This window comes from Lysinibacillus sp. BPa_S21, assembly GCF_023337795.1.
Lineage (GTDB): Bacteria > Bacillota > Bacilli > Bacillales_A > Planococcaceae > Lysinibacillus.
Window position 1 is genome coordinate 51,676 of record NZ_JALIRS010000013.1, and the last position, 26,800, is coordinate 78,475.

General features: G+C 39.8%; 28 protein-coding genes. 23 read left to right on the forward strand and 5 right to left on the reverse strand.

Features of this window, described 5'->3' with window-relative positions; genetic code table 11:
• Positions 1-94 precede the first annotated feature (94 nt).
• Positions 95-565, forward strand: coding sequence for an S-ribosylhomocysteine lyase (locus tag MOK21_RS19985; protein ID WP_249075709.1), 471 nt, complete (start codon positions 95-97; stop codon positions 563-565).
• A 413-nt stretch (positions 566-978) separates the two neighbouring features.
• On the opposite strand, the gene MOK21_RS19990 is transcribed toward MOK21_RS19985, so the two are convergent.
• Positions 979-1,950, reverse strand: coding sequence for an alpha/beta hydrolase (locus tag MOK21_RS19990; RefSeq protein ID WP_249075710.1), 972 nt, complete (start codon positions 1,948-1,950; stop codon positions 979-981).
• Between the two features lie 247 nt (positions 1,951-2,197).
• Here MOK21_RS19990 and MOK21_RS19995 point away from each other — a divergent pair, with 247 nt between their 5' ends.
• Positions 2,198-3,382, forward strand: a complete 1,185-nt coding sequence (locus MOK21_RS19995) for an acetyl-CoA C-acetyltransferase (RefSeq protein ID WP_249075711.1) — start codon at positions 2,198-2,200, stop codon at positions 3,380-3,382.
• 23 nt (positions 3,383-3,405) lie between these two features.
• Positions 3,406-3,672 carry a YqkE family protein gene (locus MOK21_RS20000; protein ID WP_249075712.1) on the forward strand — a complete coding sequence of 89 codons (267 nt, stop codon included), beginning with the start codon at positions 3,406-3,408 and terminating at the stop codon, positions 3,670-3,672.
• Between the two features lie 57 nt (positions 3,673-3,729).
• On the opposite strand, the gene MOK21_RS24025 is transcribed toward MOK21_RS20000, so the two are convergent.
• Positions 3,730-4,041 (reverse strand): Fic family protein, encoded by a 312-nt coding sequence (locus MOK21_RS24025; protein WP_374110264.1) that lies wholly within the window; start codon positions 4,039-4,041, stop codon positions 3,730-3,732.
• A gap of 282 nt (positions 4,042-4,323) precedes the next feature.
• Between MOK21_RS24025 and MOK21_RS20005 the strand changes: the two genes are divergently transcribed.
• The gene (locus MOK21_RS20005; protein WP_249075713.1) at positions 4,324-4,827 is read left to right on the forward strand and encodes a GNAT family N-acetyltransferase; all 504 of its coding nucleotides are present in this window, start codon (positions 4,324-4,326) and stop codon (positions 4,825-4,827) included.
• 21 nt (positions 4,828-4,848) lie between these two features.
• Here MOK21_RS20005 and MOK21_RS20010 read toward each other — a convergent pair whose 3' ends face one another.
• Both MOK21_RS20010 and MOK21_RS20015 read right to left on the reverse strand, forming a co-directional pair.
• A complete protein-coding gene (locus MOK21_RS20010; RefSeq protein ID WP_249075714.1) occupies positions 4,849-5,319 on the reverse strand; it encodes a VanZ family protein in 471 nt (156 codons plus the stop codon).
• Positions 5,316-6,215 carry an aldo/keto reductase gene (locus tag MOK21_RS20015; protein WP_249075715.1) on the reverse strand — a complete coding sequence of 300 codons (900 nt, stop codon included), beginning with the start codon at positions 6,213-6,215 and terminating at the stop codon, positions 5,316-5,318. The genes MOK21_RS20010 and MOK21_RS20015 overlap by 4 nt, the downstream gene beginning before the upstream one ends.
• A gap of 76 nt (positions 6,216-6,291) precedes the next feature.
• Between MOK21_RS20015 and MOK21_RS20020 the strand changes: the two genes are divergently transcribed.
• The 12 genes from MOK21_RS20020 to MOK21_RS20075 all read left to right on the forward strand — a co-directional run bounded on the left by MOK21_RS20020 (position 6,292) and on the right by MOK21_RS20075 (position 18,488).
• Positions 6,292-6,828, forward strand: a complete 537-nt coding sequence (locus MOK21_RS20020; RefSeq protein WP_249075716.1) for an NUDIX domain-containing protein — start codon at positions 6,292-6,294, stop codon at positions 6,826-6,828.
• A 73-nt stretch (positions 6,829-6,901) separates the two neighbouring features.
• Complete coding sequence (locus MOK21_RS20025) at positions 6,902-7,414, forward strand: hypothetical protein (RefSeq protein ID WP_249075717.1); 513 nt, start codon at positions 6,902-6,904, stop codon at positions 7,412-7,414.
• A 118-nt stretch (positions 7,415-7,532) separates the two neighbouring features.
• On the forward strand, positions 7,533-7,997 hold the full coding sequence (gene fur / locus MOK21_RS20030) for a ferric iron uptake transcriptional regulator (RefSeq protein WP_004232171.1): 465 nt from the start codon (positions 7,533-7,535) through the stop codon (positions 7,995-7,997).
• Positions 7,998-8,143: 146 nt separating this feature from the next.
• A complete protein-coding gene (xerD, locus tag MOK21_RS20035) occupies positions 8,144-9,046 on the forward strand; it encodes a site-specific tyrosine recombinase XerD (protein ID WP_249075718.1) in 903 nt (300 codons plus the stop codon).
• 84 nt (positions 9,047-9,130) lie between these two features.
• On the forward strand, positions 9,131-10,312 hold the full coding sequence (deoB, locus tag MOK21_RS20040; protein WP_249075719.1) for a phosphopentomutase: 1,182 nt from the start codon (positions 9,131-9,133) through the stop codon (positions 10,310-10,312).
• Between the two features lie 14 nt (positions 10,313-10,326).
• Positions 10,327-11,577 carry a thymidine phosphorylase gene (locus tag MOK21_RS20045; protein ID WP_249075720.1) on the forward strand — a complete coding sequence of 417 codons (1,251 nt, stop codon included), beginning with the start codon at positions 10,327-10,329 and terminating at the stop codon, positions 11,575-11,577.
• Between the two features lie 1,765 nt (positions 11,578-13,342).
• Positions 13,343-13,696 (forward strand): anti-sigma F factor antagonist, encoded by a 354-nt coding sequence (gene spoIIAA, locus MOK21_RS20050; RefSeq protein ID WP_249075721.1) that lies wholly within the window; start codon positions 13,343-13,345, stop codon positions 13,694-13,696.
• Positions 13,689-14,129 (forward strand): anti-sigma F factor, encoded by a 441-nt coding sequence (gene spoIIAB / locus MOK21_RS20055; protein ID WP_249075722.1) that lies wholly within the window; start codon positions 13,689-13,691, stop codon positions 14,127-14,129. The genes spoIIAA and spoIIAB overlap by 8 nt, the downstream gene beginning before the upstream one ends.
• A 10-nt stretch (positions 14,130-14,139) precedes the next feature.
• Positions 14,140-14,931, forward strand: a complete 792-nt coding sequence (gene sigF / locus MOK21_RS20060) for an RNA polymerase sporulation sigma factor SigF (protein ID WP_249075723.1) — start codon at positions 14,140-14,142, stop codon at positions 14,929-14,931.
• A gap of 15 nt (positions 14,932-14,946) precedes the next feature.
• A complete protein-coding gene (locus MOK21_RS20065) occupies positions 14,947-16,392 on the forward strand; it encodes a spore germination protein (RefSeq protein ID WP_249075724.1) in 1,446 nt (481 codons plus the stop codon).
• A gap of 202 nt (positions 16,393-16,594) precedes the next feature.
• Entirely contained in the window at positions 16,595-17,914 is a 1,320-nt protein-coding gene (gene lysA, locus MOK21_RS20070; RefSeq protein ID WP_249075725.1) for a diaminopimelate decarboxylase, read from the forward strand.
• Between the two features lie 199 nt (positions 17,915-18,113).
• A complete protein-coding gene (locus tag MOK21_RS20075) occupies positions 18,114-18,488 on the forward strand; it encodes a GNAT family N-acetyltransferase (protein WP_249075726.1) in 375 nt (124 codons plus the stop codon).
• Here the strand turns inward: MOK21_RS20075 and MOK21_RS20080 are convergent.
• Entirely contained in the window at positions 18,482-18,988 is a 507-nt protein-coding gene (locus MOK21_RS20080) for a DUF309 domain-containing protein (protein WP_249075727.1), read from the reverse strand. The two genes, MOK21_RS20075 and MOK21_RS20080, sit on opposite strands and share 7 nt — an antisense overlap.
• Before the next feature lie 55 nt (positions 18,989-19,043).
• Here MOK21_RS20080 and MOK21_RS20085 point away from each other — a divergent pair, with 55 nt between their 5' ends.
• From MOK21_RS20085 to ccsB, 7 genes are all read left to right on the forward strand, one after another.
• Entirely contained in the window at positions 19,044-19,823 is a 780-nt protein-coding gene (locus MOK21_RS20085) for a segregation/condensation protein A (RefSeq protein WP_249075728.1), read from the forward strand.
• On the forward strand, positions 19,795-20,388 hold the full coding sequence (scpB, locus tag MOK21_RS20090; RefSeq protein WP_249075761.1) for an SMC-Scp complex subunit ScpB: 594 nt from the start codon (positions 19,795-19,797) through the stop codon (positions 20,386-20,388). The genes MOK21_RS20085 and scpB overlap by 29 nt, the downstream gene beginning before the upstream one ends.
• A 78-nt stretch (positions 20,389-20,466) precedes the next feature.
• On the forward strand, positions 20,467-21,537 hold the full coding sequence (locus MOK21_RS20095; protein ID WP_249075729.1) for a D-alanyl-D-alanine carboxypeptidase family protein: 1,071 nt from the start codon (positions 20,467-20,469) through the stop codon (positions 21,535-21,537).
• A gap of 723 nt (positions 21,538-22,260) precedes the next feature.
• Positions 22,261-22,992 (forward strand): pseudouridine synthase, encoded by a 732-nt coding sequence (locus MOK21_RS20100; RefSeq protein WP_249075730.1) that lies wholly within the window; start codon positions 22,261-22,263, stop codon positions 22,990-22,992.
• A 348-nt stretch (positions 22,993-23,340) separates the two neighbouring features.
• Positions 23,341-23,874, forward strand: a complete 534-nt coding sequence (gene resA / locus MOK21_RS20105; RefSeq protein WP_249075731.1) for a thiol-disulfide oxidoreductase ResA — start codon at positions 23,341-23,343, stop codon at positions 23,872-23,874.
• 13 nt (positions 23,875-23,887) lie between these two features.
• Entirely contained in the window at positions 23,888-25,549 is a 1,662-nt protein-coding gene (resB, locus tag MOK21_RS20110; protein ID WP_249075732.1) for a cytochrome c biogenesis protein ResB, read from the forward strand.
• On the forward strand, positions 25,546-26,733 hold the full coding sequence (gene ccsB, locus MOK21_RS20115; RefSeq protein ID WP_283164819.1) for a c-type cytochrome biogenesis protein CcsB: 1,188 nt from the start codon (positions 25,546-25,548) through the stop codon (positions 26,731-26,733). The genes resB and ccsB overlap by 4 nt, the downstream gene beginning before the upstream one ends.
• Positions 26,734-26,800: the final 67 nt, after the last annotated feature.

Here is a 26,800-nt window from a genome sequence, read left to right on the forward strand (position 1 = left end):
TGATGAAATGAGTGGGACAATTCGCAAAAATCATACAATTCTATCGGAAAACTCGTTATAATGGAAATATTCTATATAAAAGGAGTTGTGTAAGTTGCAGAAAGAAAAAACAAATGTTGAAAGCTTTGATCTAGATCATACGAAAGTAAAAGCACCATATGTACGTTTAGCGGGTGTGAAAGCAGGAAAAAATGGCGATGAAGTGTACAAATATGATATTCGTTTTAAACAGCCAAATAAAGAGCATATGGAAATGCCTGCATTACATTCCCTAGAGCATTTATCGGCAGACATTATCCGCAATTACTCCGACCATATTGTTGATTTCAGTCCGATGGGATGTCAAACAGGCTTCTATGTATCGCTAATCAATCACAATGATTACGAAGACTTATTAAATATTTTAGAAAAAACATTTACAGATGTAACAAAGGCCACTGCAGTCCCAGCCTGCAACGAAGTGCAATGTGGCTGGGCAGCTAGCCATAGTTTAGAAGGTGCACAAGCGTTAGCTAAAGAATTTTTAGCCAAACGTGATGAATGGCATATTGTTTTTGCAGAATAAAAAATATAAACCTTGCGTGCAGCTCATTCAGTGTCGCAAGGTTTTATATTGAGGGTCGTGCCGCTTAGCTTTCACACAAATACATTGTTGAAGAAATTATAATGACATGTGAGTAAATTGGTTGATTGGAGTGGAGACTGGGCGACTCCTTGGGGTTTAGAGATAGGGGAACGAAGGCTAAGAACATCACATCCTGTGATAACGCCTTCGTGACCAACCTCGTGTTGGTCCGAGACCCTGGAGCGAGCAACGCGAGTGAAGCGGGAGGGGAACGAAGGCTAAAGGCATCACGTCCTGTGATAACGCCTTCGTGACCAACATCGTGTTGCCCCGACGCCCCCAGGAAAGCGCCCAGTCGGAACGGAAATCAACCCCTCGCTTTGCAGAAGAACTATATTTTGTTTTCATTTGCCCTAAAAATGAAATGGAATGACATTAGACGAAGAAGAATCACGATTAATTTTTTGATAAATGAAATTTTCTAAAAAGTCGTGGATTAAATCCTCATATTCAGCCATATTTTCATTAAAAGACTGTGCATGAGCACCTTTATCAAATAGCTTCAGCTTCTTAGGACCAGTTTTTTTATTGTATAAATCCAGTGACATGGAAGCTGGGATAAATGTGTCAGGAATACTATGGATAAAGAGTACCGGCTTTTCAATATTTGTTACAGCCTCAGAAGGTGTCACACTTTTAAAGGAATAACCGTCTCGCAAGCGGACAAAGAAATCGGCAAAACGAATTGGAATAATCGAGCCATATTTAAATTCCGTCTTCGCTATTTGTTTCAGCAGCATTGAAAAATCAGAAAACGCACAATCTGAAATATAGAAATCCGCACCATCCTCTACAGTTCCTGAATATAGTAACATTGTTGCGGCTCCCATTGATTCACCATGAATACCGAGAATGGCGTTTTCACCAATCATAGCCTTTATAGTTTTGACTACTGCATCAAGGTCATTTTTTTCATAATGGCCGTAGCTAGTCGTTTTCCCACCGGTCTCCCCATGTCGACGATGGTCAAAAATAACGGAATTATAGCCAAGTCGTTCAAAAAGTCGAGCATATTTAACGGAGTTGATTTTATTTTCTGTTACTCCGTGGCAAATAATGATGGTATTATTTGTTTCCAATGGCTGAAACATGATGCCACGAATGGTATAGCCATTTGGAGAGTCAATATTTAGTTCACATTTTAAGTTTTTATTGTACCAAGCTTCATCAAAGCGTTTTGCGGTAGTTTCACGTTCACGAACAAATTCAGGATCCTTTTGTTTAATGTACATTAATTTATTGGAAAGCGCGAAGCCGAACAGACCAGTTGCTGCTGCAGCAATCGTCGTCGTTATACCTGAAAATAATAGCATTTTCTTTTTCATTATTAACACCTCCACGTCCTGTTTCTTTTGTTGTCTAGGCATACAAGCGAAATGTATGCACTTTTCTTAATTGTAATGTTCCCAACTGAGATTGTTTAAAACACGTCAACATTTTACATTATCTTTGGCAAAACTGCGATTATTTCTGCTATCGAAAATCGTCAAAATATTTGTTAAAATAGATATATCTGCTAGTAGCATATGCATGCAGTGTTCATTTTTGAACGGGGAAAAGGGGAGAAAGTTTATGACGAAAGAGGTAGTAATAGTAAGTGCTGTACGTACAGCTATTGGTTCATTCCAAGGAACTTTAAAGGACGTACCAGCGACAACACTAGGGAGTATTGTTATTAAAGAGGCATTAGCACGTGCTGGTGTAGCAGGTGAACAAGTTGACGAGGTCATTATGGGGAATGTCTTATCAGCTGGACTTGGTCAAAATCCAGCTCGTCAAGCAGCGATTGCAGCAGACTTGCCACACGAAGTATCGGCATTAACTATTAATAAAGTTTGTGGCTCAGGGCTAAAAGCAGTTCACTTAGCGACACAAGCCATTTTAGCAGGTGATGCAGATATTGTCGTTGCAGGTGGCTTTGAAAATATGAGCCAAGCACCGTATGTATTAAAAAATGCACGAGAAGGCTTCCGCATGGGGGATCAAAAAGTAGTCGATACAATGATTCATGACGGATTGTGGTGTGCTTTTAATGACTATCATATGGGCGTTACAGCTGAAAATTTATGTGATGTTTATGAGATTTCTCGCGAGGAGCAAGATGCCTTTGCAGCACGTTCTCAACAGCGTGCAGAAGTGGCAATGGCAGCAGGGAAGTTTAACGAAGAAATCGTAGCAGTGGAAATTCCTCAGCGCAAGGGCGATTCTATTATATTTGATAAAGATGAATTCCCACGTCAAGGCGTTACAGCTGAGTCGCTATCTAAACTTCGTCCTGCTTTTAAAAAGGATGGCTCCGTGACAGCAGCAAACGCATCTGGTATTAATGATGGAGCAGCAGCTGTCGTGGTTATGTCGAAAGAAAAAGCGGAAGAGTTAGGGATTCACCCAATGGCATTCATTACAGCGAATGCAAGCGCAGGTGTTGACCCAGCTATTATGGGAACAGGCCCAGTAACGGCAGTGAAAAAAGCATTAGCAAAGGCTGATGTGACACTAGATAATATAGATTTAATTGAAGCGAATGAAGCTTTTGCAGCTCAATCTATTGCTGTAGATCGCGAATTAGGCTTTAATCATGATAAACTAAATGTGAACGGGGGAGCAATTGCTCTTGGCCATCCAATTGGTGCAAGTGGAGCACGTATTTTAGTCACGCTTTTACATGAGATGGAAAAGCTTGATGCAAAAACTGGTCTCGCAACACTATGTATCGGTGGAGGACAAGGTGTGGCAACAGTTGTCAAGCGCCCTTGAAGTGAATAAGAAGGTGAAATGCAATGGGAAAGAAACGAAAACAGCAGCAACGAGTAGATAATAGTGTGACATCTAGTCTACCGAAGCAGGAGGCAGTCACATTAGCCGATCAATTAGGCGGTGACGTGCTTGCCAAATTAAAAGCGGCAAAGCAAGATTTAACGGTGAAAGAGCAAGCTGCAGAAGAAGAACGCCAAGCAAAGCTAGCCTTTGAGCGCAAGCAACGCGAAAAAAACAAATCGTTTGAAGAACTACTAAACGAATATGGCGATAAAGGCTCAAAATTCTAAAAGAGAAACAGTGGATCCAAATGCGGATTCACTGTTTTTTGTTTTATCGGATTTTAATTAGATAAATTCGATAGTATTAAAAAATAGCCTTTCTAGTAGTTCTGTTTTGGTAACAGATTGAATCATTGCGTTTAAATAAATTTCTTTAACACCTTTAGAAAGTGTATATGCTTGCACAAAAATACGAATAGTTCGCTCGTTTCCCTCTCGAAAAGGATGAAACATATTCAATTCGGATTTGTAAAATGCTAATCTATTCGCAGCTTGATGAATGGTAGTCCAGGCCGGTTCATTATTTAAATGATAAAACACTTCATCGGTATAGGGATTAATAAATTGAAATTGACAAAACCTAGTAGAGTCTTTCATTAATTGTGGGCAGTCACGGGGTTTAAGATGATTCAGGTACTACCAGTGAAGGATTTGCTCGAAAAGCTAGTAGAAGAAGCGAATTTGTAAAGTATGAACACAAATCACAATATATTGTAAGTTAAAAGTCATTTAAAAAGAAGGCTGTTTTCTCAAAGATTATTGCTGTATTTTCAAGAGAGCAACAATCTATAAGAAAACAGCCTAAATAAAAAACAGGAGACGTTGCCAATACATATATCTCTTAATAGTTTTAGATAAATCTAAGATAGGAGAGAAAAAATGATTGAATTAAGCACTAATAGATTAAAACTAATCCCATTAAACGCAAAGAATTTAGATTTACTAATTCATGAAGAAAAGACATTTGAAATAGAGTTGCCATTAAGTAGTAAAGAAATCTTTCTTGATGAAGAACTTAGACAAGCTTTGAAGTTTAGACGATCGAAAGTATTAGAGAATGAGGAAAATTATATTTGGTACACGAATTGGATAATCGTATCGAAAGAAGAAAACTGTATCGTTGGTGGCATTATGTTAAAAGGTCTACCAAATGAACAGGGAGAAGTCGTGATCGGATATTATACATTTTCGCAATATCAGGGAAAAGGATACATGACGGAAACTGTTAGGATGATGAAAGATTGGTTACTACGTCAATCAAATGTTAAGTATGTGGTTGCTGACACTGAAAAAAGTAATATCTCCTCACATAAAGTCTTACAAAAAGCAGGGGCAATGTTATATTCAGAATCTGAAGAACTATTTTTTTGGAGATTCGTTTGACATCAAATAAAAGACAAAGGGTTAAAGCGCCCTTTGCCTTTTAAAAATCTTCCTCACCAACACGACAATCCCAACAAAAACAATGGCACCAGCTGTATCCACCATAACATCCTGTCCGCTCATTGTGCGTCCTGGTGTAAAGCTTTGGCGAAACTCATCAAGCATTGCTATAAGAGCTGTCCCGGCAATAGCGACAACTGCGGCGAACCGACGTTTACCCCATGCGAAGTAAATGCCGAGTGCGATGCAGCCGAATCCAGCGAAATGCGTGAATTTGCGAATTAAAAATTCTACAAACTTAAAGTAACCCCGTTCTTCTACAGAAACAACTGTGTCCCAATAAGGAATTTTTAAAACCGATAATTGCTTTTCAAATGGTTTATTTGCTAATATTTGCTCCAATTCAGGAATAATAGACTGTTGTTCATAGGTCATACTAGAGGATATGACAAGTACTACTAAAAACACTAGTAAGATAAGCCATTTTTTCATCGGTGATCCATATATTGTTCGGCTTTTGTTAGCTCTTTTGCTGCTTTAAAATCTGTTATCAAATTCATTTTTTCATAGGCGGCAAGTGTTTGCGCCAGCTGTTCTTGTGAGCTAGCCCCAATCACGGTTGAAGCGATAGCAGGTTCCTTTAGATTAAAGGCGATAGCTAGTGCATGTAAATCGTCAAAATGTGAGGATAAGCCTGTTAATACTACTGTTAATTCGTCCGCTGTATAGGTGTTAAAGCCGTTGACACGTTGTAAACGTTCTTTCCAGCTATTTGTTAGTAAACCTTTTGCAACAGTCCCACGTGTTACGACGGAAGCACCTTCACTTGCAATAAAGTCTAACCATTCCTCTGGGCGACGATCTAAAGCGCTATATTGCATCATGACACTTTTGGCAGAGCTTGCGGGTAAAAAACGCTTTAGTACATTTGGTCGAATCGAGGAAATACCATATTCTCGAATCAATCCATCTTTTTTCAAATTTTCAAAAGTGTCGATAATGCCATCCCAATCGTCTTCTATCGTCCCACCATGTAACTGATAAACATCAATATAGTCAGTACCTAGTCGTTTCAAGCTAGCGTGTAGAGCTTCCTTTATATAAGAAGGGGATGCATCCCAATGCCAACCGTCTACACCTTCTGTCCAACGATTACCAACTTTTGTAGCAACTAGAACATCCTGACGACGTTTCCCTAAAATAGCGCCAATCATTTCTTCATTGGCCCCAAAATCATATAAATCGGCTGTATCGATATAATTAATGCCAGCATCTAGCGCCATATCGACGATTGCAGCAGCCTTTTTCTTATCTGTCGAAAGAGACATGCCCCCTAAACTAATTTCTGAAATGAACAATTCACTTGAGCCAAGCTGTCTTTTTTTCATGCTAATGCCCTCCTTCGATTTCTCTACTTGTAATGGTACAATGAACATATCTGAAGAACAAGCGAGGTTATAGTCAATGAAAAAGTTTGAAGAAAAAACGATAAAGACTACACCCATTTATGACGGGAAAATTGTAAAACTACAAATTGATGATGTCACTTTACCAAATGGTAATGTTGCAAAAAGGGAGATTATTAAGCATCCAGGCGCAGTTGCGGTTATAGCTGTTACAGATGAAGGCAAATTAGTATTAGTGGAGCAATATCGCAAAGCTTTAGAACGTTCAATTATTGAAATTCCAGCTGGTAAGCTTGAACCAGGGGAGGAACCTATTGTAACCGCGCGCCGTGAATTAGAGGAAGAAACAGGTTACGGAGCACAGAGCTTAACTTATTTACAAGCGTTTGCAACATCCCCAGGCTTCGCAGATGAAATCATCCATCTATTTGTAGCTAAAGATTTATATAAAATTGACAATAAGGCAGATCTAGATGAGGATGAATTTGTCGAATTAATAGAAGTTTCGTTGGAAGAGGCGGGGCAAATGGTGGCAGATGAGCGTATATACGACGCCAAGACAGCGTTTGCAGTACTTTGGCTTGCAACACAATAAGATCATAATCTTTAGCATAATAGAAGCGGACGAGCATAAGCTGTACAAACCTTGATAGAAAAGGAGCATGTTTATGTCTCGTACGGTGTCTATATTTTATCACGCTTCCATTATTGCTATGAGTTTCGTTTGCGGCGTTATCTTATTTCATATTATTGGTGGGCCGAAAGCAGAGCCTTTTATTTCATTTATAGAGCCTCGTTTAACAAATGGGGACAGGCATTCTCTGTTTCGTTTAGTGTTACCTGTTGCTGTTTCAATCGCTCTCGTAATATTGCTTGCAACACATAATGTCCTAAAGGTTCTAGTGCGTGTTACAGTGGCAATGCGTGCAACCTTTTTTGGCTTTAGCTCGGTTTTTTTATTACAAAAGCTTGAGGCGTTCTGGGTTTATACGATTTGGTGGTTTCCATTTCAGCTTATCTATTGTATATTGTTGCTAAACCTATGCAATTTACTTGTGCCAGCATGGTCAAAGCGAAAAATCGGAAAAATGATAAATGGTCGGACAATTTTGTTGAATTTTATCGGATTTTTCATCATAATAGTGGCTGAGTTTATTGTTATTTCTTATATTTTAAATTGATAACTACAGAAATTTAGCATTAGGTAAAAATATACAAAAGCATATTCGAAATCTATTCACTATCTTGTAATAGGATTTACTCCTTTGGTATAATGGAAAGAGTTTAGGGGGGCGTCACATGGAGAGCCGAATTGATCGTATAAAAAAACAGTTGCATAGTGCTAGTTATAAGCTGACGCCGCAGCGAGAAGCAACAGTTGCTGTACTGCTGGAGCACGAGGAAGACCACCTAAGTGCAGAAGATGTTTACCTTTTAGTAAAAGAAAAGGCACCTGAAATTGGTCTTGCTACTGTCTATAGAACGTTAGAATTACTAACTGAGCTCAAAATTGTCGACAAAATCAACTTTGGCGATGGCGTTTCGCGCTATGATCTACGCCAAGAGGGAGCTGCGCATTTCCACCATCATCTAGTTTGTATCGAATGTGGTGCGGTTGATGAAATTCAAGAAGATTTACTTGAAGATGTGGAAGCCGTTGTTGAAAAACGTTGGAACTTTATCATAAAAGATCACCGACTAACATTCCACGGTATTTGCTGGCGCTGTCATGATAAAAACGACGAATCGAATGAAGAAAAATAACAAGAAGCTGTCTGTTTTAATCTTTTGATTAATCGGGCAGTTTTTTGTTTTATATGAAATTAGCAATGTAGAATAGGGGACCGTTTTAGCACAATTCAAATTGCCGTGCTAAAATAGAGAATAATTGACAGTAAGGGGGCGTTATGATGAATGAATTCCAATATGCCATAGAGGATTATATCCATTTTATCCAAGTTGAACGACAATTATCCGATAATACATTAGCATCCTATCGCCGAGACTTAGAAAATTACGTGAATTTTTTGCGGGAAGTAGAGGGAATGTCTGATTTTCGAAGAGTGGATAGGACGACCATTTTACGCCATTTAGAGCAGCTGCGAATGCAAGGAAAGACAAGTCGTACTGTGGCTCGACACATCTCCTCCATTCGTAGTTTCCATCAATTTCTACTACGGGAAAAACGAGCTGAAACAGATCCGACTGTCCATTTAGAAATGCCGACCATTGAGCAAAAGCTACCAAATGTACTCTCTATCGAGGAAATAGAAGCTTTATTAGCGGCACCAAATCGCAGCAAACCACAAGGTATCCGCGATGTAGCGATGCTAGAGCTGTTATATGGGTCAGGAATGCGCATTAGTGAGCTGATTGCATTGGATTTAGCGGATATTCACTTGACGATGGGCTTTGTCCGCGTCTTTGGTAAGGGAGGCAAGGAGCGTATCATTCCACTTGGAAAAAGTGCCCTTTTTGCATTAAGTACTTATTTAGATGGCGCACGAAGTCAATTACAAGGGAAATCTCCCAAAACAGAAGCTTTTTTTATCAATCAACGAGGAAAACGTTTAACAAGGCAAGGTTGTTGGAAATTAATGAAGGAGCACGCCTTAAAAGCGGGCATCCAACATGAATTAACGCCACATACATTACGTCATTCTTTTGCAACACATTTAGTGGAAAACGGTGCGGATTTGCGAGCAGTACAAGAGATGCTAGGGCATGCCGATATTTCTACAACACAAATTTATACACATATTAGTAAATCCCGACTATCAGAGGTTTATAAGCAATTTCATCCACGCGCTTGAAAATTATTAGTTAGTCGGATGTCTGACCTTTATTTTTCGCTGTTTTTTGGTAAAATAGAGACAAGAGAGTAGGAGGCAAAATGAATGAATAAACCATTTGAAAAAATCCATGTAGTAGTATTGGACTCGGTTGGAATTGGTGAAGCTCCAGACGCAGCAAATTTTGGAGATGTGGGTTCACATACTCTAGGACATATCGCTGAAAAAATGAATGGGCTTACAATGCCACATATGGAGTCTTTCGGCTTAGCAAACATTGAACCATTACAAGGTATGCAGGCTACTGACAAACCAAAGGCATACTACGGAAAAATGCAAGAAGCATCTGTTGGGAAAGATACGATGACAGGGCATTGGGAAATTATGGGTTTGAATATCGATAAACCGTTTAAGGTGTACCCTGAGGGATTCCCAGCTGAGCTTATTGCAGAATTGGAAAAACGTACAGGCCGCAAAGTACTTTGCAATAAACCTGCAAGTGGCACACAAGTAATCGAAGACTTCGGCAAGGAGCATATGGAGACAGGAGCGATTATTGTCTATACATCTGCTGATCCTGTTTTGCAAATTGCTGCCCATGAAGAAATTATTCCATTAGAGGAATTATATAAAATTTGTGAAATTGCTCGTGAGCTAACATTACAGCCAGAATATTTAGTTGGCCGTGTTATTGCTCGTCCATTTATCGGTACACCAGGAAACTTCACGCGTACATCTAATCGTCATGACTATGCGTTAAAGCCGTTTGGTCGTACAACGATGAATGTCTTAAAGGATGCAGGGTTAGATGTTATCGCAATCGGAAAAATCTCAGATATTTTCAACGGTGAAGGCGTTACTGATGCTGTACGTACAAAAAATAATACAGATGGTATGGATAAGTTTGCAGAGGTAGTGCGCCGTGATTTCCATGGTATTAGTTTCTTAAACTTAGTGGACTTTGATGCGAATTTTGGACATCGTCGTGACCCAATAGGTTATGGCAACGCACTTCAAGAATTTGATGCACGTTTACCAGAAATTACTGAAGCGATGACAGAGGATGATTTACTAATCATTACGGCAGACCACGGGAATGATCCAACATTCCCAGGGACAGATCATACGCGTGAATATGTACCGTTAATTATCTATTCACCACGCTTTAACGGTGGTAGTGAACTAGCACTACGTGAAACGTTTGCAGATATTGCAGCAACAGTAGCTGAAAACTTCAAAGTAGAAGCACCAGCGTTTGGCAAAAGCTTCTTAAATGATCTGAAGTAAGGGGGATTATCGATATGAATATGGCGCAGCTATTTGAAAAGAAGAAACAAGGCAAGGAGCTATCACAGGCTGAAATTCAGTATTTTGTAGAGGGTTATACGACTGGTACAATTCCTGATTATCAAGCAAGCTCACTACTGATGGCAATCCGTTTATTGGGTATGACATATGATGAAACATTTTATTTAACAAAGGCAATGATTGAATCTGGAGATGTCATTGATTTATCATCTATTGAAGGTTTTAAAATTGATAAACACTCAACAGGCGGTGTAGGAGATAAAGTGACACTAATCGTCACGCCTATCATTGCTGCACTAGATATTCCGGTAGCGAAGTTTAGTGGTAAAGGTCTAGGTATTACAGGTGGTACAATCGATAAATTAGAATCCATTCGTGGCTTAAAAACAGAGCTTTCATCACAAGAATTTATCGACAATGTCAATAAACATAAAATTGCAGTGGCTGGTCAAACAGGCAATCTTGTACCAGCTGACAAAAAATTATATGCGTTACGAGATGTGACGGGTACTGTCGATTCTACCCCACTAATTGCCGCATCTATTATGAGTAAGAAAATTGCAAGTGGTGCTGACGGCATTGTACTTGATGTCAAATGTGGCTCAGGTGCATTTATGAAAACAGAAGAAGAAGCGCAGGTTTTAGCTGAAACGATGACTGCTATCGGTGAAAAGCTGGGGCGTAAAGTAGTCGCTCATATTAGTGACATGGACAATCCACTTGGAAAAATGATTGGCAATAAGCTTGAAGTAGTGGAAGCGTTTGCTTTATTAAGCGGTCGTATGGATGAAACACATGAGGATCTACTGGAGGAATGTATTATTATTTCTTCTTTAATGTACCAAGTGGCAGCAGGCGTAAATGAGGCGGAAGCAACAGCAGCTGTGAAACGAGTATTAGAGGATGGTTCAGCCGCTACAAAATTCGAGGAATTTATCGTAGCACAAGGTGGCGATTTAGCTGATATCGTGCAAAAAGACACAGCTAACAAAGTAGCTGTCAAAGCACCTACTGAAGGGACTGTAGGGACGATTAATGCACTATTAATCGGAGAAGCTAGCGTTGGTCTTGGCGCAGGTCGATTAACAAAAGAATCAGCGCTTGATTACGATGCTGGTATTCAATTAATCGCTAAAAAAGGTGACCATGTTCGCGCTGGCGAGACGATTGCTTATCTATATTCAAATCGTCAAATCGATGAGGAAACCATCGAAAAAGTACTAAAAGCTTATACAATTGCATAAATGATGAATGGAAGCGAGAACTCTCTTTAAAGGGGGCTCTCGCTTTTTTGTGTTCTAAAAAAACGTAGAGTTAAAGCGGGGGAAGAATAGTCAGGGCGAGGTGAAAAAGACAGAGCGACGGAAAGAATGGCCCAGACAATGGAAAGAAGGGGCAAAGTGACGGAAAGAAAGGCCAAGGTGACGGAAAGAAATCAGAGAGAGGGAAAGAAGAGCCAGAGCGACGGAAAGTAGGGGCAAAGTGACGGAAAGAAGAGCTAGGGTGACGGAAAGAAGGGCCAAAGCGACGGGAAGAATGGCTAGGGTGACGGAAAGAAATCAGAGAGAGGGAAAGAAGAGCCAGGGTGACGGATAGAAGAACCGAAGCGACGGAAAGAAGAGCCGAAGCGACGGAAAGAAAGGCCAGGGTGACGGGAAGAAATCAGAGCGACGGATAGAATGGTTGAAGAGACGGAAAGAATGGTTGAAGAGACGGAAAGAATAGTCAGAGCGACGGAAAGAAGGGCCAGGGTGAAGGAAAGAAGACAGAGCGACGGAAAGAAGGGCCAAGGCGACGGAAAGTAGGGCCAATGCGATGGAAAGAAGGGGCAAAGTGACGGAAAGAATAGTCAGAGCGACGGAAAGAAAGGCCAGGGCGACGGAAAGAATGGCCGAAGCGACGGAAAGAAAGGCCAGGGTGACGGAAAGAAGGGGCAAAGTGACGGAAAGAAAGGCCGAGGCGACGGAAAGGATGGTCAAGATGACGGAAAGAAGAGCCAGAGCGACGTAAAGGATGGCCCAGGTGACGGAAAGAAGGGCCAAGGCGACGGAAAGAAGACAGAGCGACGGAAAGAAGACAGAGCGACGGAAAGAAGACAATGCAACGGAAAGAAGGGCCAGAGTGACGGAAAGAAGGGGCAAAGCGACGGAAAGAATGGTCAGAACGACGGAAAGAATGGTCAGAACGACGGGAAGAATGGCCAGAGCGACGGGAAGAATGGCCAGGGTGACGGAAAGAAGACAGAGCGACGGATAGAAGAACCGAAGTGACGGAAAGAATAGTCAGAGCGACGGAAAGAAGAGCCGAAGCGACGGAAAGAAGACAGAGCGATGGAAAGTAGGGCCAGGGTGACGGAAAGAATAGTCAGAGCGACGGAAAGAAAGGCCAAGGCGATGGAAAGGATGGTCAAGATGACGGAAAGAAAGTCTAAAGTGACGGAAAGAAATCAGAGCGACGGATAGAATGGCTGAAGAGACGGAAAGAATAGTCTGAGCGACGGAAAGAAGACAGAGCGATGAATAGAACCGACAAACATGGACAGAACTGCCAAAATCATGGATAGAACTATCAATTTCCGTGGATAGGCCCGCCAAATCCGTGGATAGAACCTCCAAAGTGACGGATAGCCCCGGCAAACGTGGATAGAACCGTCAAAATAGCGGATAGAACTATCAAATTCGTGGATAGAGCCACCCAAAATCGTGGATAGAACTGCAAAAAAAGTGGATAGAACCGTCAAACGTGGATAGAACCTTCAAAGTGACGGGTAGCCCCGCCAAATCGACAGAAAGAAGAGCGTAAACATTTGCTGGCCGTTAGCATAATAATAATTCTTGTGAAAAGTGTCAGCCAGGTTTAAAAAATGTTGATATATCCCATACTGCAATTAACCTAAAAGGCTATGAGTATGTCGATTTGCCACTATTTCGGAAGACTTTGCACTAGTTCTGTCAGCCGCAAGGAATCACCACAGTGAATGTGGAATTGCACGAGGAGGAGGCGATGTTCATGCATTTTCAATTAGAAATGGTAACAAGAGAGACAGTAGTTATACGTTTATTTGGGGAGCTCGATCATCATGCAGTTGAGCAAATTCGAGCTAAAATTTCTACAGCAATTTTTCAGGGGACTGTTACGACTATCATTTGGAACCTAGAGGGGCTTTCTTTTATGGATAGTTCAGGTGTTGGTTTAGTGCTTGGGCGAATGCGTGAGTTAGAAGCAGTCGCTGGACGAACAATTTTATTGAATCCATCGCCGACAATGCGAAAGGTATTTCAATTTTCAGGGTTAGGGCCGTGGATGATGGATGCAACTGAAGAAGAAGCGATTGATCGAGTTAGGGGGATTGTAAATGGATAACGAAATGACATTAACTTTTTTAGCAATTAGTGAAAATGAAGCATTAGCGCGAGTAGCTGTGACTGGTTTTATTGCACAATTAGATCCAACAATTGATGAGCTATCTGAATTTAAAACGGTTGTCTCGGAGGCTGTTTCTAATGCCATTATTCACGGTTACGAAGAGAATGGTAAAGGTGTTGTTACAGTTCATGCAAAACGTGAGGATGATGTTGTAACGGTGTCTGTTATGGATAAAGGGATTGGTATTGAGGATGTAAGTCGAGCGATGGAGCCATTATTTACGACGAAAAGTGCGATGGAGCGTTCGGGTATGGGCTTTACTATTATGGATAGTTTTTCAGATCAGTTGACAGTCATGTCCAAGTGGCAAGAGGGTACAACTGTCACATTTACGAAGAAATTTTACTCGGTTCGCACACCGGTAATGTGAGGCTACGATTGTGAAGCCGCTAGAACAGTCGTCCGATAAGCTATTGTCACAGGGAGAAATGCGAGATTTAATTGCGCGTGCACAGCAGGGCGATCATGAGGCTCGTAAACGAATGATTGAAGGGAATACGAGGCTTGTGTGGTCTATCGTCCAGCGCTTTACAAGTAGGGGCGTGGAGCTCGAGGATTTATTTCAAATTGGCTGTATCGGGCTCATGAAGTCTGTGGATAAATTCGATCTAACATATGATGTTAAATTTTCGACATATGCTGTACCAATGATCATCGGTGAAATTCAGCGTTTTCTAAGGGATGATGGTATGGTGAAGGTTAGTCGATCTATTCGTGAGCTTAATTTTAAAATTCGTCATGCCACTGATGAATTCATTAAAAATAATGAGCATCCACCGACCATTCATGAATTGGCGCAGGTTCTTGGTGTCACAACTGAGGAAATTGTAACAGCTTCAGATGCATTAAGAGATCCTGCTTCCTTGCATGAACAATTGTATGAGAGCGAAGGGGATTCTATTACTTTAATGGATCAGATGAAGGACGAAAAATCTGAGCAGCCATTTGACTATATTCCACTAAAAGAGGTGCTCACAAGACTTGAGCCTAGGGAGCAATCCATTATTTATTTACGATACTTCTCAGATTGTACCCAAACTGAAATTGCTAACAGGCTTGGCATTTCACAAGTTCAGGTATCAAGATTAGAGAAAAAAATTCTTGCTCAATTAAAAAATTGGATGGCTACAAGTGCCACAGTTGAAGAGGAAGAAGTAAAAAAAGACATCTAAGAAAATGGTGACAGCATGACAGAAGATAAACTATTTAACAGCTTAGAAGAAGCCGAAAATTTTCTTAAAGAACAATTTGGAGACGGCGAATCATTTGACATAAGTATTAAGCATTTATTCGTCAAAGATTTGCCGGTTCTTTGCGCATATATAAGCGGACTTGTGGATGGAATAGTCTTAACACAATTACTCTCTAATATGTTGCCTGATGAGGATATTGATATTGAGGATGAAAAAGAGTATTTTGAAGCCTATTTCAATTTTCAGGGGCGTTCTGAGGAAACCAAACGTGAAGCCATTTTATTATCAATATTAAGTGGACAAGTAGCCTTTATAACGAAAAGTGGTTATGGCTATGTTGCTGAGATTCGAAATTATCCAGGACGTACCCCTGCGGAGCCTGATAATGAAAAGGTTATTCGTGGTTCTAGGGACGGCTTTGTAGAAGGTATTTCGCAAAATACTGCTTTGATTCGTCGGCGAATTCGCAATAGTAATTTACGTTTCGAGCTACATAAAATATCCGAAATCGGTCAAACCGATGTCGCGCTAGCGTTTATAAAGGGTATTGCGAGTGATGAAACGCTCGATAAATTACGACAGCGCATAGAACAAATTCATCATGATGGTTTAACGATGACTGATAAATCACTAGAAGAATGGCTGTTTAAACAAAAGTTTCATCCAGTTCCTTTTGTACGTTATACGGAACGACCAGATATTACTGCAGCGCATTTACTTGAGGGCCACATAGCCATTATTGTCGATACATCTCCTTCTGTTATTATTGTGCCAGCTACGGCTTTTCATTTACTGCAACATGCAGAGGAGTATAGGCAGGCACCATCAGTCGGAACCTTCGTCCGTTTTATGCGTTATTTCGGAGCAATTATGGGTTTACTATTATTGCCCTTATGGTATTTATGTGCAACGCATGGGATACATTTACCAGATGAGTTAGCCTTTTTAGGAGCAAAGAAAAAATCGCATATCCCACTTTTACTACAAGTATTAATTGGAGATATTGGGATAGAATTTTTGAGGATGGCCGCCATTCATACCCCGTCCCCATTATCCACTGCGATGGGTTTGGTAGCGGGTGTAATTATTGGTCAAATTGCTATTGATGTTGGGGTGTTTTCACCAGAAGTAGTGTTATATACAGCAATTTCAGCCATTTTAACTTTTATTATTCCGACATATGAGCTAGGTATCTCCATTAAACTCTTTAGATTAGTGTTGTTAATAATGACTGGTATTTGGGGAGTAAATGGGTTATTTATCGGGTTCTTTATATTATTTACGTATTTATGTTCATTACGTCCGATGCAAGCGCCATATTTGTGGCCACTTATTCCGTTCTTTCCAAATGCGATGCTTCGCGTACTTATCCGTTTCCCAATGACAGCAGATGCATTAAGACCTTATGTAGTCGATTCCGCACAACGAAAAAGATCATAGGAGCCGTTGCACTCGTTTTTTTCATGTGATAAAGTTCACATATAGTATTTTGTGATTTTTGCGAAAATTATCTTCATTCAACACAAGGTTCCACCACGACACGAGGTATTTGTGCACGTGTACTGGTCGAACTATTGTTAGATGTAACATAAGGTGCAATTTTTATCACAAGATGGAACGATGTGAAAAGGGAGAGATGCACATGCATTTATATGGAACACAAGCGATTTCTGAAAATGGTCATTTAACGATTGGACAGGTAGATACTTTAGAGCTTGCAAAAGAATATGGTACACCTTTATTTGTGTACGATACAGCGCTTATTCGGAAGCGTGCACGCAGCTTTATGGATACGTTTAAAAAACTAGGTGTAAAAGCAGAAGTAGCTTATGCTTCGAAAGCATTTGCATGTGTAGCTGTGTACCAATTAGCGGCAGAAGAAAATTTATCTTTAGATGTTGTCTCTGGTGGAGAATTATTTACAGCTTTAAAAGCTGGATTCCCAGCAGAGCGCATTCATTTCCATGGTAATAATAAGAGCATGGCTGAATTAGAATTAGCCTTTGACTCGAAAATTGGTTGTATTGTCGTGGATAACTTCTATGAAATTCAACTTTTACAAGAAATCTCAGAGCGCCGTCAACAAAAAATGCGTATTTTACTACGTGTCACACCAGGTGTTGAGGCACATACGCATGATTTCATTACGACAGGTCAAGCGGACTCTAAATTTGGCTTCGATTTAAATAATGGTCAAGCAGATGAAGCTTTCCAACGAACGTTTAACCATGAATACCTAGAGCTTCTTGGATTACATTGCCATATCGGCTCACAAATTTTTGACACAGCGGGCTTTGGCTTAGCAGGAGAAAAATTAATTGAAAAGATTTCTGATTGGAACAAGACTCACGATTTTACATGTACTGTGTTAAACTTAGGAGGGGGCTTCGGTATTCGTTATACTGAGGAAGATGCACCGCTTGAGCCGCAAGTATATGTAGAGGATATGATTACAGTTGTAAAGAACAAGGCGACTGTACTCGGTCTAACTATGCCGGAAATTTGGATTGAACCAGGACGTTCACTTGTAGGCGATGCAGGAACATCACTTTATACGATTGGTTCACAAAAAACAGTACCGAATGTTCGTAAATATATTGCAGTCGATGGTGGTATGAGTGATAATATCCGTCCAGCTTTATATGATGCGAAGTATGAGGCAGTCATTGCAAGTAAAGCAAATGAATCAAAAAGTGAAACATATACAGTGGCTGGAAAACTTTGCGAATCTGGTGATAAATTAATTATTGATGCAAAGCTACAGGAAGCAGCTTCTGGAGATGTGCTAGCAATCTTCTGTACTGGAGCGTATGGATATTCTATGGCGAGTAACTATAATCGTGTGCCACGACCAGCAGTTGTATTTGTAGAAAATGGTCATCATCAATTAGCTATTCGACGCGAAAGTTATGAAGATATTGTCCAAAACGATCTCCCGCTAACGTTAAAAAAGGGTGAGTAAATATGAGAAAAAACAAATGGGTATTACTAGCGTCCATTTCAACTTTTATTTTGTTGTGGGGCGTTGTCTATTGGGTATTAGCGTCTAAAGGTATTCTCGGACCTGGTTCGTAAGACAGAAATTGACTTGCGGTAAAAGTACAAATCGTGTAGGATAATCAAAGATTATGTACAGCTAGAAAATGAGGGAATAGACAAATATGTTAATTCGATATAAAAAAGCTTTCGAGAAAATAGCAATGGGGCTACTCTCGTTTATGCCTAACGAAAAAGACATAAAAAAGCTCAAAGAGACAATCCACTCCTATGAAAATGATAATAATTGGGTTTTATATTTATGGAAAAAGAACGATGAGTATGTTGGCATTGTTGGACTTGTAACAGACAGTAATAATATAGCTACGATTCAACATGTTTCCGTGGTACCTTCTTATAGAGGTGAAGGTGTTGCGAAGGAAATGCTACAGGAAGTAGCAGACCTTGGCCAGTATGAAAGTGTAAGTGCAACGGAGGAAACGCGTAATATTGTTCAAAAATGTATAAATTGTATGGATGAAGAAGCAGACGATCATTGACGTCTGCTTCTTCTTTGTTTGCTTTCTTGACGTTCAGCAAGAATATGTGAGCGATCTCGAAGCATATGTTTATGAAGAAGATAATTAGCGTTACTTGCTGGTAAAAGCTGTATGCGAGCAAATACTAATTTTTCTAATATAGGTGAAAGAGGAAGTTGAAATGCTTGAAAGGACTTGCCTATTTGGATAGCAGCAAGTGTATCTGTTAGTTGTGTTAGTAGTTTTTCGTAGTCGATTTCATCAAAAAAGATATGTCCCATGTTATATTGAAAATTATTGAGTGCTTTTTCTAAGATTCGCGCAGCGCCAATATCATTGTCTCGCCGCCAATGATAAAATCCTGTTGCGAGCTGTACGTATCCAACGAGAGGGTGCTTTTTATCACCTGGAGCGATAATTTTCCAGTATTCCTCGAGGACTTCATGGCATTCAAAAAAATCTTGATTGCCGTTGAAAAAAGCACAGTAGTCGATAAATAAAGTATGGTGCTGAGGATGCATTTTGGACTCCTTTCTACTATACTAAAAGAACATAGAATCTCAGGGTGGTAAAACAATGTCTTATGAAGTAAAATTAGAAGCCTTCTCAGGGCCTCTTGATTTATTATTGCATTTAATTCACAGATTGGAAATTGATATATATGATATCCCAATGGCTGAAATAACTCAACAATATATCGACCATATACATGCAATGCAGGTACTGGAGTTAAATGAAGCTAGTGAATATTTAGTGATGGCTGCTACATTATTAGCCATTAAAAGTCGTATGCTCCTACCAATTCATGAAGGTGAGCTTGAAGATGCCGAATTAGAGGTTGACGGTCCTGACCCTCGTGAAGAACTGGTCCAACGTTTAATAGAGTATAAGAAATATAAAGAAGCAGCGAGCAGCCTGCAAGAGCTTGAAACAGATCGTGCACAGGTATTTACAAGGCCCCCAGCAGATTTATCAGCGTTAGCATCAGATGAGCAAATGGCGTTATTTGATTTGAACGTCAATATCTATGATATGCTTGGCGCCTTTCAAAAACTGATGCGTCGAAAAAAATTAAAAAAACCGCTAAAAACAACTGTAGCGAGACAAGAACGCTCAGTGAAAGATCAAATGCGTTCGGTTGTCGATTCATTACGAACTACAGGTGGACGTGCATCATTTTTCGAGCTTTTTCCCTATGAAGATAAGCCAACACTTATTCTGACGTTTTTATCAATTCTTGAACTGATGAAACGTCAGGTCATCATCGTAGAGCAAGACGGTAACTTTGAAGAATTAACAGTTACATTACAGAAGGAGGAATGGGATGATGCCGAAAACAATGATGCTACAGAGTAGAATAGAAGCCTTATTATTTGTTGTTGGTGATGACGGTTTAACCATAAAACAATTGTCACAACTTTTAGGCGAACCGGAAGAGTTAGTCGTACAAACAATGGAAGTGTTGAAAACAACATATGAAGAAGATTTAGCAAGAGGCCTTAGTATAAAAGAAATAGCTGGAGTTTATCAGCTTATCACAAAATCTGAGCTAGCAGATACTATTCAAAGATTAGTAGAAAATCCAACTGCTCAATCATTATCGCAAGCCTCGCTTGAGGTATTGGCTATTGTTGCATACAAACAGCCAATTACACGTGTAGCAATTGAAGATTTACGTGGTGTGAAATGTGAAAGACCAATTCAAACGCTCGTTTCTAGGGGGTTAATTAAGGAGGTTGGTCGTTCGGAAGGAACAGGACGTGCAATCTTATATGGAACGACAAAAGAATTCTTAAACTATTTTGGATTAAATAGTATAGAAGAAATGCCTCCGTTACCTGAAGAAGAGTTAGTCGAACAAGAGCAAGAAACAGATTTATTTATGACGAAATTCCAAGAAACCTTTAGTGGAGTAAAGTGAATGAGCAAGGTATAATGCTTTGTTTGAAACATAAATATAAGTTATATTTTCCTATTACTTTTAATAAGGAGTGGCTCGTTGCTTCGGATAGTACGTTTAATATTGCTCATGATAGTCGTGGTAATAGTAATGCTTCCTCAAACCAGTCTAGCGCGAGGGGGCAGCGGATATGCTGTTTTAGATGGTGATACGGGCCGTGTTTTATTCGAATCAAATAGTGATGCACGGTTACCAATTGCTAGCTTAACAAAAATTTGGACAGCTCTTGTGGCAATAGAAAATAGCAATCTTCAAGATGAAGTGGTTATTTCACCAAGGGCTGCAACGGCTGAGGGCTCGTCCATTTACTTGCAAGCAGGTGAAAAAGTTACGGTAGAAACACTGTTATATGGTTTGATGCTTCGTTCGGGTAATGATGCAGCAACAGCTTTAGCAGAGCATGCCGGCGGATCGGTAGAAGGGTTCGTCAAGTTAATGAATGAGCGTGCTGTTGTTGCTGGACTCACAAATACAGTATTTATGAACCCTTCTGGCTTGCATCATGATGAACACTTATCGTCAGCGCGAGATACAGCTGAAATGTTAAGGATTGCTCTTCAGAATAAAACGTTCAAGAAGATTGCCTCCACAGTTCTATTTCGTGCCAATACTGAAAACGGAATGTTATGGGAAAATAAACACCGTTTATTACGAGAGGGCTCAGGGGTTGCGATCGAAATAGGCGAGGAAACACAACAACCTGTTAATGCACTAAAATCAGCAAAAGGTTCAGCTTTTGCCGGAAAAACAGGCTTTACGAAGGTAGCAGGTCGAACCCTTGCGACTGCCTTCCAAAAGGACGGGCAGACATGTATTGTCGTCACTTTGAATGAATCCGATGACTGGAATGTACATCGGGGTTTAGCCAACAAGGTTTGGCAAGATTACAGCCTTGAGACTGTAGTGAAAAAAGGTAAATATAAAGTGAATAAAAACCTTTCCATTCGTTTAGAGGAACCAATTCATTTGCAGTTAAATAAAGATGAAAAAGAAAGTGTAAGGCAAGTTTTGCATGTTTCTAGAAAACGTAAGGAAGGTGTACTGTCCATCTTTTTAGGTGAAGAGCGTATCTATGCAGTACCAGTAAAAGTTGAATCGGCGGATCGTTAAAAGCGATCCGCTGATTTTTTTATGTTTTTTAATTGCTGGTGTCACATTAATGCAAAAGTCTCGTTGTACCGTTGACGGGGAGATTAAAAGCGACAACTTGAATATCAATCTTTGTTTATTGATACAAAGCTCATCATCATAACGTGTGGTTGATTTCCGTTCCGACTGGGCGCTTTCCTGGGGGCGTCCGATGAGCCGCTTCACTCGCGTTGCTCGCTCCAGGGTCTCATCTGTGACGCTGATCCCCAAGGAGTCGCCCAGTCTCCACTCCAATCAACTTATATCAAGTTAGCCCTTTGCGTATATATTGTAGCTGTCGCACAGATAAAATCCAACAAGGACGTGGCGTTTTTAGATTGAGTTCCTCTATTTCAGTAGGTATTTGGATGCCTACTGAAAGTGAACCACACCCGCATTCATCTCATTGCTTTCAGAGGTAAGAGCCTTCTACTGAATGAATATACATGGCATACGGCTTTATAAATGTCATCCCCTAACTTTTAATTTCTATCTAAATATGTGTAAAAACACCCAAAAAATAGTTGATAAAAACAATTGCAAATAATTTAATTACTTATGCATAATTAGTTTTTCTTTAATAATGTATAAAAGTATGACATAATTTTCACAGATTAGCGGGAAAAATAACCTTATTCATATTGTGCGAATGAGGTTTAAAGATTGGTGTCAAAACCAAGGTGAATGAAAACTAGAGGTGAAAGAATGGAAAGATTACAAAAGGTCATTGCGTATGCTGGTGTGGCGTCTAGGCGTAAGGCAGAACAAATGATTTTAGAAGGTAAAGTAAAAGTGAACGGAGTAGTAGTTCGTGAGTTAGGTACAAAAGTTTCTAACTCAGACACGATAGAAGTAGAAGGCGTGAAACTTGAGAAAGAAGATAAGGTTTATTATTTATTATATAAACCACGTGGAACGATATCGGCTGTAACAGACGACAAAGGACGAAAAACTGTCACAGATTTGTTTAAGCATATCCCGCAGCGAATTTTCCCAGTTGGCCGTCTGGACTATGATACATCTGGGTTATTGCTATTGACAAATGATGGTGAATTTTCTTATATGCTGACGCATCCAAAGTTTAAAATCGACAAAACCTATATTGCTCGTGTTAAAGGAGTTCCAACGATTGAGGGTTTAAAAAACCTACAACGAGGAATTAAACTTGAAGATGGTAAAACAGCCCCAGCAAAAGTTAGTATGACTTCGTTTGATGAGAAAGCAGGTAAAGCAATCTGTGAAATTACGATCCACGAAGGGAAAAACCGTCAAGTGCGTCGCATGTTCGAGGCGATTGGTACGCCTGTTGTGAAACTAAAACGTGAACGCTTTGCGTTTTTAGATTTATTCGGACTAGCTCCGGGGGAATATCGTGAATTAACGAAGCATGAAGTGAAGCAATTGCGAGTGTTAGCAGAGACAGGGAAAATCGGATAAATAAGCAATAACTAAGAGAAAGTGAATACGTCTATGTGTAATAGTAATGTATTCACTTTCTTATTAGTGAAATCGTTCATAAATCATTCATAATTATTAGCTAAGTGTTTGTGTTTCGTTTTGCTATAATAGGTGAGAATGGCTCACCTTAATTAGTTGCATCTAAATGAAATCGTTCCCATGATTTGCAAGGTAGTATTTGACGCACAAGTGTATGACTACTATAAAATTTGACAAACATGTAAATGCTGTAAATTAGACGGTGAAAATTATACATAATGTTTGGTTGAAAAGACTTAGCGTCAGTAGGAGTTACTCAAAGCTGTAATTGATAGGGGGTTTATTAACATGGAGAAAAAGAAAAAACGTCTCGTCATTCGTACCATTATTTTGGCTGTTTTAGTCTTTGCAATTGGTTACACAGTATATGGAACAGCGACAAAGGATAAAGTAGAGTTAATAAAGGTAGGCTCTAAAGCACCAGACTTCACGTTAGTAGATTTAAACGGTGAGAAACATAAGCTGTCTGATTATAAAGGGCAGGGCGTATTTTTGAACTTCTGGGGAACTTTTTGTGCTCCGTGTGAGAAGGAAATGCCTGCAATGGACCGTCAGTATAAAGTCTTTAAAGATCAGGGTGTACAAACGTTGGCGGTCAATGTTGCGCAAACAGATTTTGAAGTACAAAATTTTGTCGATAGACACGAGTTATCGTTCCCAGTAGTTATTGACAAAACGAAAAGCGTTACGACTACCTACAATGTAGGTAATTTACCAGCAACTCTCCTTATTGATCCAGATGGTAAAGTAGCTAAAATTATTACTGGTGAAATGACGGAGGGAGATATTGCTTCGTATATGGAATTAGTGAAGCCAAAATAAGGAGAAAATGACTATGGAAAACATCATTTGTGCTTGTGGTCATAGTAACCCATATGGCACGAAGCTTTGTGAGAAATGTGGTCGCCCTTTAACTGAGGAAGGTAAACAGACAAAAGTTGTTGATATGCGCTACGATGGAACGGCGATTCGTTCAAAAACGTATAATACAACAATTGTAGATAAAATTTGGAATTTCTTCTCGAATGTAAAAGTGGGGATTGCCCTCATTATTATTACGTTGGTCGCAGCGTCAATTGGAACAATACTACCGCAAGCGATGTATGTGAATGCCCCAGAACCTAGTAAAGCAGAGTATTATGAAAAAGTGTATGGTGTTTTGGGTAAACTCTATAATAATTTAGGCCTTTCTAATTTGTATAGCACTTGGTGGTTCCAAATTTTAGTGGGCATGCTTGCGATCTCTATTATTGTTGCGAGTTTAGACCGTGGTTTACCATTGCATAAGTCGCTTAAGAATCAACGCGTGAAACGTCATGAAAGTTTCATGAAGCGTCAACGTATCGTTGCGGAAGGACAAGTGCCAAACCCTGATGAAACGCTAGATAAAGTAGAGCAAAAAATGACTGAATTAAAATATCGTGTTCGCCGTGATGGAAGTGCACTGCTGGCAGAGCGCGGCCGTTTTGCTCGGTACGGCCCATACATAAATCATGTCGGTCTCATTATCTTTTTAGCAGGTGTTATGTTGCGCTTGGTACCTGGTTTTTATGTGGATGAGACAATTTGGATCCGTGAAGGTGAGACACGAGCTGTACCAGGTATGGACGGCTATTTTATTAAAAATAATAAATTTATTTTAGAAACTCATGGTGATAAGCCGCAGGACGAGCAAATGAACCAAGGCGTAAATGCTATGGCGAAAAACTATCAAACAGACGTCACATTATACAAACAACCTGACGGAGCTCTCCCTGGAGATATAGACAATCTTGAAAAATTAAGAGATTACTCTATTCGTGTCAATCATCCGTTAAAAGAAAGCGGTTTTGCGCTGTACCAAATGAATTATCGTCTTAACGAATTGAGACAGATGAACTTTAATTTAGTGAATAAAGCAACAGAAGAAGATTCACTAGGTCAAATTGAAATTGATTTAACGAATCCTAAAAAAGAATATGATTTAGGAAATGGTTCCTCCGTACAGATTCTAATTTATACACCGGATTTTGATGGTTTTAAAGATGGTGAACCACAGACAAAATCATCCATACCAAATAATCCAGCATTTTTATTCAGAATGACAACACCAGAAACGCCAAAAGGTGAAGTAAGCTTTGTAGAGATTAGGAAGCCACCACTTGAACCACTTGGTGAAAATAAATATAGAATGAAATTCGCTGGAGCAGAAATGCGTAATACTTCAAACTTTACAATTCGTAAGGACAGAACGATACCAATTTTATTTGTCGGCGGTATTATTTTCATGATTGGTGTAGTTATTGGATCGTATTGGAACCACCGACGTTTATGGTTACAGGTGGAGCCAGACGGTCGAGTGTTGATGGCTGCCCATGTGAATAAAAATATGTTCAGTATGAAAAAGGATTTAGATACAGTCACTACATTTGCTGGTCTACCACCATATGAAGATCAGTTAGAGTCAGAGAATGGCAAGAAATCCACAAAGGAAGAGGAAGGTGACAACACCTTATGAGTTTGATTGACATCAGTGGAAACCTATTATTTGTAGCATTCATTGCCTACCTTGTGGCAACTTTATTGTTTGGTGGTTCGATAAAGCAATCGAATGCAACAGGCAAAAATACCGAAAAATGGGGCAAGGTAGCAATTGTTGTAACAATTATTGGTCTACTTGCGCAGCTTGGTTATTTTATCACTCGTTGGATTTATGCAGGGCATGCACCTGTTAGTAATATGTTTGAATTTACGACTGCGTTCGGTATGTTCATTGTTGGGGCATTCATTTTAATTTATTTTATTTATCGCGTGACAGCTCTAGGCTTAGTAGCATTACCTGTGGCGTTATTAATAATAGCCTATGCGTCGATGTTCCCGAAAGAAGTTAGCCCTTTAGTGCCGTCTTTACAAAGCTACTGGTTAACAATTCATGTTATTACGGCTGCTTTAGGTCAATCCATTTTAGCAATTAGTGCTGTAGCAGGGCTTATTTATTTATTAAAAGTAGTGGATCTCACGAAAGCTTCTAAACAACGTTTCTGGTTAGAAGCAGTAATGTTCTTCCTTGTGGTAGTCGTTGGTTTCGTTGCTGCTTCATCAATCTTTAATATGATGGATTACGATTCAACATATACGTATGTTGATAAAGAGGGTAAGGAACGTCAAATTGCATACCAAATGCCACCACTATTTGGTATGAATGAATATAAGGCTGTGGAAGAACATGGCATGTCTCCGTTAGTAGAAATGCCCGCGCTTATTAATGCAAAGAAATTAACAACAGTTGTCTGGTCGTTATTGGTAGGATCTGTTTTATATTTATTCATTCGATTAATTGCACGACGTCGAATTAGTGCGATTTTCCAACCTTTTGTCAAACGGGTAAATTTACAATTAGTTGATGAAATTGGTTATCGTTCAGTTATAATTGGTTTCCCAGTATTTACGTTAGGGGCTTTAATCTTTGCAATGATTTGGGCACAACTAGCGTGGAGTCGTTTCTGGGGATGGGATCCGAAGGAAGTCTGGGCACTTATTACATGGTTATTCTATGCAGCATTCCTACACTTACGTTTATCAAAAGGTTGGGAAGGTGAAAAATCTGCATGGTTAGCATTGATTGGTTTTGGCATTATCTTATTTAACTTAATTGCTGTTAACTTGATTCTTGCAGGTTTACACTCATACGCTTCAGCTTAAATTGGTTAATTTGAGCACATAGATTTTTAATGTCGCTAGTATTTGAAAGAAGAGCCTTCTTGCTGTG